The sequence below is a fragment of the Hubeiibacter jixunmingi genome (assembly GCF_041928215.1).
Taxonomy (GTDB): domain Bacteria; phylum Pseudomonadota; class Gammaproteobacteria; order Pseudomonadales; family Moraxellaceae; genus Acinetobacter.
Genome location: NZ_JBHFHK010000082.1, coordinates 1 through 7,058, shown reverse-complemented (window position 1 = coordinate 7,058; position 7,058 = coordinate 1). Strand labels below are relative to the sequence as shown.

The following is a 7,058-nucleotide window of genomic DNA, read 5'->3' as shown; positions in this document are numbered from 1 at the left end:
TGAGAAAACCGATGAATCTTTTGCTGCTAATATCTATCTGGCTGCAACAATAATCAATTTGCGTTAATTGTCAACACACCCTAATTTATCACCCAAATTCATGGGCAATAATGTTGATTGATAACCGATACGATTTTCAAAAAAAGCCTGTTTTGATGCTATTTGTTCATCAGGTTGATAACTGATATTCAGCCAAATTTGATTTTCATAACTGGGCTTACGCACTTGATAATTTGTGTCCAAACTTTGGCATTTTTCGGTATAAAGCTCCGCCGCTGAGGTTGGTATTTTTTCACAATGATTTAATGAGGTATAATCCGAACCAAGTTTATTTTTGTTGTTTAAATTAATTGTATTTGCCCATGCCATATTATGAGTAATCAACGCCATAGACAATAATAATAATCGAGCAAAAAAATAAGTATTTTTCATTTTAAATCTCCTTTTAAAATTGATTATGCTAAGCCTAACCTTAATTAAGCTTAGCATGATATTAACTGATGTTAGTTACGCCATTCTTATCACCCCCTCTAGCTCCCCCTTAATAAGGGGGAGAACTCCTCCCCTTTTGAAGGGGAGGTTGGGAGGGGTTAATGAAATCAGTATCTTAATTTTTTAAGTTGATAATAGCGTTAATGATAATGAAAATAAATGATTTTATCCATTAATTAGCTTGAAATGATGCAAACAAATCATATTCATTGGCTTCGTCAATTTCTACTGTCAATAAATCACCGACTTTCACACTCGCATCAATGCTATCAACAAAGACATTACCATCAATTTCAGGTGCATCAGCATAACTACGACAAATTGCCACACCTTCTTCCGCATCGATTTCATCGACCAACACGGTCATGGTTTGCCCAACACGTTTTTGCAATTTTTGTGCAGAAATTTCTTGTTGCACTTGCATAAAACGTTCAAAACGTTCTTGCTTGATTTCTTCAGGTACTGGATTTGGTAAGTCGTTGGCGGTCGCCCCTTCTACTGGCGAATAAGTAAAGCAACCCACTCGGTCAAGCTGTGCTTGTTTGAGCCAATCCAATAAATATTCAAAATCTTCTTCCGTTTCACCTGGGAAACCCACAACGAATGTGGAGCGAATCACCAATTCAGGGCATTTTTCACGCCATTTTTGCAAACGCTCAAGGGTATTTTCACTGTGTGCAGGACGCTTCATGGCTTTTAACACACTTGGACTGGCATGTTGGAATGGAATATCCAAATAAGGCAAAATTTTCCCTTGTGCCATCAAATCTACCGCATCATCAACATGCGGATATGGATAAACATAATGCAAACGCACCCAAATCCCAAGCTTACCTAAAGCTTCACATAAGTCATAAAACTTGGTTTTCAGTGGCTGACCATCCCAAAAATCCAACTTATACTTGGTATCCACACCATAAGCCGAGGTATCTTGCGAAATCACCAATAGTTCTTTTACGCCTGCACGCTTTAATGCCGCAGCTTCTTGCATCACACTGCCAATCGGACGTGATACTAAGTCACCACGCAAGCTCGGGATAATACAGAATGTACAACGGTGATTACAGCCTTCGGAAATTTTCAGATAAGCATAATGTTTTGGCGTCAATCGAATGCCTTGCTCTGGCACAAGGTCAACAAATGGATTGTGCTTTGGCGGTGGCGGCACATATTCATGTACTGCTTCCATCACATCTTGATAAGCCGCTGCCCCAGTGACTTTGAGTACATTTGGATGCATATCACGGATTTTTTGTTCGTCTTTGCCCAAACAACCCGTCACAATCACTCGACCATTTTCATTGATGGCTTCACCAATCGCATCGAGTGACTCTTGCACTGCCGATTCGATAAAACCACAGGTATTTACCACGACCAAATCTGCACCTGCATAATCCTGAGCGACATCGTAGCCCTCGGTTTTGAGTTGCGTTAAGATTCGTTCTGAGTCTACTAATGCTTTAGGACAACCTAAAGATACAAAGCCCACTTTTGGAGTTCGCATGTTATAACCACAATAAAAAGATTAAGCATAGTATAGCGTTTTATCTTGCTGAAATCTAATCGAAGTTGGTATGATATGGCATATCAGATATAGATTTTTCTTCGCTTCAAATGGTTTTATTTTTTCGATATATGCGTATTACGACACATTTATAGACCCCAAAAAAATTTTGAATAATACAATTAAATATTCTACAGATAGAAAATGTCATTTCAAAAAATACGCTATAACATAGCATAAACAACACAATAATATAGCTTTGTCATTATTTTTAATCTAATCATATAGATATTATGTATCAAACTGTCATCAAATATATTTTTATAAAAGATATGATTAAAATATTGTTCAAATAATCATTATAGTGCTATGATGAATTTGTAACCAAAAGTATGGCTGTTTTGTACTGCCTACTTCCCTTTCAATCATTTGAGAAATCTAACAGAGGACAATTGAATGAACAGCAATATTATCGAACATCTCACACGCACCGTCAGCCCAGTGGTGTTGAACAATACAACAGACCAAGACGGCAATCGTACATCTCTTTTGGAAAAAATCTATGCAATCATCATCGCGCGTCTTGCAGACCGTGATGTGTACAGTGGTTTTGCCAATACACCTGTTAATCCAGATGATCATAGTTTCTTTGATCGCTTATTGCCAGAGCTTACTCATCGTAGCCAAATGACGCAAGAGTTGGCTAAACATTATAGTTTGACTGAACAAGAAACGCAGTCTTTGGCAACACGTGCCGCACCTTTAGCCTACAATGAACTCCTAAAACTTGCCGGCTCTACAGCATTGCCGACTTATTTAAGTAGTCATTTAGGCGATACGGTAAACTTTATTCCTACATGGGCATATAGTTTCATCCCTGTGAGTATCTTAGGTGCATTAGGTTTGGGTGGTGTGAGTGCTGCGACACATGCAACTACACATGCGACGACACCTACAGCTACAGCTCAAACCGTTTCAGCTGCGACACCGCATCACAATACCAGCACCACGACAGCACAACCTGAAGAGACTGGTGGTTTTATGAAAGTGCTATTGCCGATCGCAGGGTTTTTGGTTGCTGGTGGTTTGGCAATGTTTCTCATGAAATCGTGCAAGAACACTCAACCTACCAATACCACTAATGCACCTGCAGCGGTTTCTGCTGTGGCATCTAGCACTGTAACCAGTCTGATGGCACCAACGCTTAACTTTGCTACCGATGCCCAAGGCAATTTATTAGCAGGTGCCATGGCAAATGTTGGTGACGTGGGTCTGAAAGACAAATTGATGGCAGCTTTCACGAATGTCTTTGGTGCAAATGCTGCCCAAGCATTTAATGTCAATGTAGATCCTGCGTATGATGTAAATTTACCATTTATGGATAAATTGCCAGAAATCTTGGCATTGGTTAAATCAGTTCCAAGTGCAATGTTTAAATTAGATGGCAATCACATTATGGTTTCTGCACCAAATCCAGATGATGCCAACAAACTAATGGCAGGTATCAAAGTTTTAGCACCAAATTATGATGTAATGCTAGACAACATGTCTGCACCAAATGTCGCAGCAAGCGATGCAGTCAGCTCAGCACCTACAGCAACGATTTCTTCGACCGAGCCGTCTGTGATGTTTGAAAATGGTCGCTTAAACTTCTACTTTGCTACAGCAAAAGCTGATGTCGCACCAGATGCATTGAACAAAGCTGAAGTTATCTTGGCTGCTGCAAAACAAGGTAAAAAGTTGGGTGTAAGCGGTTATACAGACAGTACAGGTAATGCTGCTGCCAACAAAGCATTATCTAAAAAACGTGCTGAAGCGGTTAAAGCATTCTTAGTGAAAAATGGTGTTCCTGCGACACAAATCGAATTGGTTAAGCCAAAAGAAACCGTTGGTGCGGTTGGTAAAGACCAAGAAGGTCGTCGTGTAGAAGTATATATTCTTGATGGCTCATCAGTAGCAGTTACTGCTCCTGCATCAGCAAGTCAATAATTATCTTTACACCAAAAAAAACAGGTCAGTATTGCTGACCTGTTTTTTATTTATCACTATCTATTATGCTTTTGGCAGCGTTACGCCCGTCTGACCTTGGTATTTCCCACCACGATCTTTATAAGATGTTTCACACACTTCATCGCTTTCAAAGAATAGCATTTGTGCTACGCCTTCACCTGCATAAATACGTGCTGGAAGGTTGGTAGTATTGGAAAATTCTAAAGTCACATGCCCTTCCCATTCAGGTTCTAAAGGCGTGACATTGACGATAATCCCACAACGTGCATAAGTCGATTTACCCAAGCATACAGTCAATACATTACGCGGAATACGGAAATATTCTACCGTGCGTGCCAAGGCGAATGAGTTTGGTGGAATAATACATTCATCACCAACGATATCAATAAAACTACGTTCATCAAAATTTTTCGGATCCACAATCGCAGAATGCACATTGGTGAAAACTTTAAATTCTCTTGCACAACGTACGTCATAGCCATAGCTCGATACGCCGTACGATACAATCTTTTCACCATGTTCATTGACACGGACTTGCTGTGCTGCAAATGGCTCAATCATGCCATGTTGCTCACTCATTTCACGAATCCAACGATCAGATTTAATTGACATTACTTTTATCCTATTTATGTCATTCCCCTACCTCAGGGAGGGGTTAGGGGAGGGTAAAATATAAATGAATTGAATTAAGCCGTTTGGCTGCCTACTTTTGCCAATTCCGCACGCATCTCATCAATCACCGCTTGATAATCAGGCTTACTAAAAATCGCCGAACCCGCCACAAACATATCCGCTCCTGCTTCGGCAATCTCACGGATATTTTGTGATGTTACGCCACCATCGACTTCTAAACGAATATCACGACCTGTGGCATCAATCATCGCTCTAGCTTGGCGTAATTTGTCCAAAGTGGTTGGAATAATTTTTTGTCCACCAAAACCAGGGTTTACGCTCATCAATAGCACCTGATCCACTTTATCCCAAACATAATCCAAATAATGCAATGGTGTAGCTGGATTGAATACCAAGCCTGCTTTTGCTCCGCCTGACTTAATCAATTGTAGCGAGCGGTCAATATGCTGTGATGCTTCTGGATGAAAAGTGATAATATCTGCACCTGCTTCCAAGAAATCACCGATAATACGATCTACTGGCGATACCATCAAATGCACATCAATCGGTGCAGTAATCCCATAATTTTTGAGTGCCTTACATACACCAGCACCAAAGGTGAGATTAGGTACATAGTGATTGTCCATCACATCAAAATGCACCACATCCGCACCAGCATTGAGTACTTTTTCCACATCTTCGCCTAAACGAGCAAAGTCAGCAGAAAGAATAGATGGCGCGATTAAATACGGTTTGGACATAACACTACCTAACACAAGCAAATAAAACTTAGTATAACAAGATTTTATCGATACTGCGACATTTGGATGGGGTCAAATCAAAGCAGATACCTTGATGAAATAGCTGTGTGTATCACAGGCTACGGATTGGCTTGGAATTGCTGTATTGCTTCTACACGTTTTAATGTCTCAGGATGAGACCCGAACGCACGCTCAAATGCTCCTTCTAGTACAGATGGCTTAGTCTGATCTGCTGTCACATCTTGCTCTAAACGCAATAAAAAATTCGCCAAATGTTGTGGAGGAATATTTTGGCTTTGTAGAATTTCTGCTGCGTGATGATCTGCTTGGAATTCAAACTCTTGTGAATATTGTGCTGATACCAATGCCAAAGGGATTGAGCCAAATAAATCACTGGCATCACCCGTAATCGCCACATAGATTGCACTCACGCCCAACGCTCGCAATGCTTGTTGCAGGCTGTGTCGTTCGACCAAATGCCCATGCTCATGGGCAAGTACTGCCAAAATTTCTTGGTCATTTTCAGCCAATTTCACCAGTTCATCTGTGACGATAATACTATTATTGGGAATCGCTAAAGCATTTGCACCCATCTCACCGCCTTTGCGAAAGATGATATTGACCTTAGGCGTATTCGGTACATGCTTTTGATAAAGCTCGATAATACCTTGCCTACGATAAACGCCTAGCTCACTTTCGCCAGTTTGTTGAATGATAAACTCTTGTGCTTGATCGCCAATCGTCACCAAACTGTCTTCAGGTAAGGCAAAAGCCACTTGTTTAGCAACCGCAGGCATGCCCCATTTGATCACAGAAAAAATCACACCTAAGGTAAAGCAAAATGCCAAAAACACAAACGCCCAACGCTTTTCTATCAGATTCGGCAGATGATAAAATTTGCGTTGAAAAGCATTGACCCAATCAGGAATATCTTGCGATAAAAACTCTATTCGTGCATCATCAGGCAATTCTATCGCTGGCAATACCCGAGCCACGCCACCAATAAAATGCAATTGCTTTTTTAAATAATGTTTACGTTGTCCGTTATATTCTACAACCAGCCCATCATTGCTGGGCATAAGCAGGGCTGAAAAAGGCACATTAGAACGCCCATCATAATAATTTACTGTTAATCTTTGCATGATGAATCTACCCTTTTCAACCATATAAACGACATTTAATTTTACACCATTCTCAACACCCCCTCTGACTCCCCCTTCTTAAAGGGGATGAGAAGTATACTTCGCAAAGAGGGGTTAATAAAATCAATAAGTTAATTTTTAAGTTAGAAATAGCGTTACTTTTACAAAGAAATATCAAAATCAAAAATATCACTAATTTCTTCAGCCAGTGCATTTGGATCATTCTGTAATTGATTTTGCAGTGTATCTGGATTATCCAAAAAATTCACCGACAACGATTCAAGTTTATAACGATACATACGCACTGCACACCACGGCTGTAGTAAACCCAAAGATAAAATACGCAGAATATTATTACTAAAACCAATCCAAGTGAATCGTAAGACACTGATATCTGTGGTTAATTCACTATTGCTGATGGTGACCTTTTTCCAAGTCGCTTTAAAAATAAAGGCTTGAAATAATAGACCTCTTTCGAAAATGTAAATTTAGCGATTAACTTGCCAATTTATAAATCCTGCCACTAATTTCATTCTC

7 protein-coding genes are annotated in these 7,058 nt (G+C 40.0%); 1 reads left to right on the top strand and 6 read right to left on the bottom strand.

What is annotated here, in order from left to right; translation table 11 throughout:
* Positions 1-63: 63 nt before the first annotated feature.
* A complete protein-coding gene (locus ACEYX7_RS10020) occupies positions 64-432 on the bottom strand; it encodes a hypothetical protein (protein ID WP_374900522.1) in 369 nt (122 codons plus the stop codon).
* Between the two features lie 232 nt (positions 433-664).
* Complete coding sequence (gene rimO, locus ACEYX7_RS10015) at positions 665-1,996, bottom strand: 30S ribosomal protein S12 methylthiotransferase RimO (RefSeq protein ID WP_374805307.1); 1,332 nt, start codon at positions 1,994-1,996, stop codon at positions 665-667.
* Positions 1,997-2,452: 456 nt separating this feature from the next.
* Here rimO and ACEYX7_RS10010 point away from each other — a divergent pair, with 456 nt between their 5' ends.
* A complete protein-coding gene (locus ACEYX7_RS10010; RefSeq protein ID WP_374805305.1) occupies positions 2,453-3,985 on the top strand; it encodes an OmpA family protein in 1,533 nt (510 codons plus the stop codon).
* A 63-nt stretch (positions 3,986-4,048) separates the two neighbouring features.
* Here ACEYX7_RS10010 and dcd read toward each other — a convergent pair whose 3' ends face one another.
* From dcd to ACEYX7_RS09990, 4 genes are all read right to left on the bottom strand, one after another.
* The gene (dcd, locus tag ACEYX7_RS10005) at positions 4,049-4,618 is read right to left on the bottom strand and encodes a dCTP deaminase (protein ID WP_374805304.1); all 570 of its coding nucleotides are present in this window, start codon (positions 4,616-4,618) and stop codon (positions 4,049-4,051) included.
* Between the two features lie 74 nt (positions 4,619-4,692).
* Complete coding sequence (rpe, locus tag ACEYX7_RS10000; protein ID WP_374805302.1) at positions 4,693-5,379, bottom strand: ribulose-phosphate 3-epimerase; 687 nt, start codon at positions 5,377-5,379, stop codon at positions 4,693-4,695.
* 119 nt (positions 5,380-5,498) lie between these two features.
* Positions 5,499-6,521 carry a M48 family metallopeptidase gene (locus ACEYX7_RS09995; protein WP_374807110.1) on the bottom strand — a complete coding sequence of 341 codons (1,023 nt, stop codon included), beginning with the start codon at positions 6,519-6,521 and terminating at the stop codon, positions 5,499-5,501.
* A 161-nt stretch (positions 6,522-6,682) separates the two neighbouring features.
* Entirely contained in the window at positions 6,683-7,003 is a 321-nt protein-coding gene (locus ACEYX7_RS09990; RefSeq protein ID WP_374805310.1) for a DUF898 family protein, read from the bottom strand.
* Positions 7,004-7,058: the final 55 nt, after the last annotated feature.